Below are 534 nucleotides of genomic sequence, written 5' to 3' on the forward strand. Positions count from 1 at the left end.
GAGAGTTAATGTTGCTGAGTAAATTCAACTAACACAGTCTACTATACCTATAGCCTGCAGTCTATAGACATATCCCCAAATGTCGCTATTCCAGCTTAAAATGTCACCTTATCCTCTTCGAAAATCAAAATTTTCCGGCAGGCAAGGCCAATATAAGTTTTGAAACTTAACCAAATTCAAAAAAGAACCGAGAAACTCGATTCTTTTCTTTGCAGTCTGACAATCAGCCATAATGAACAGATGTCAGCTCACCAGTGTGAGCATCAAAGGTATAGCTGCGATTGCCAATTTTTACCGTAGTCCCTTTGGCCTGTGTTCCATCGGAATTGAAGTAAAGGTGTTGTCCCTTGATATCATGGAAACCTGTTACTGCAGCTCCGTCATAACCAAAGAAATACCAATTTCCATTAACCAAAACAAATTGGTTTACAACACGACTGCCAGTAAAAGTATCATAGAAATACTTGCGACCATTGGCATCTGTCACTATAATTCCCTTAGCTTGTTGGCCAGTTTCAGCATCAAAATACATGT

General features: G+C 39.1%; 1 pseudogene. It reads right to left on the minus strand.

The annotated features are described in order from the left end of the window. Positions 1-223 precede the first annotated feature (223 nt). Positions 224-534: pseudogene (locus FH871_RS34610) on the minus strand (hypothetical protein); the annotation flags it as partial.

It is taken from the genome of Larkinella sp. C7 (genome assembly GCF_006149005.1).
In the GTDB taxonomy this organism is placed as follows: domain Bacteria; phylum Bacteroidota; class Bacteroidia; order Cytophagales; family Spirosomataceae; genus Larkinella.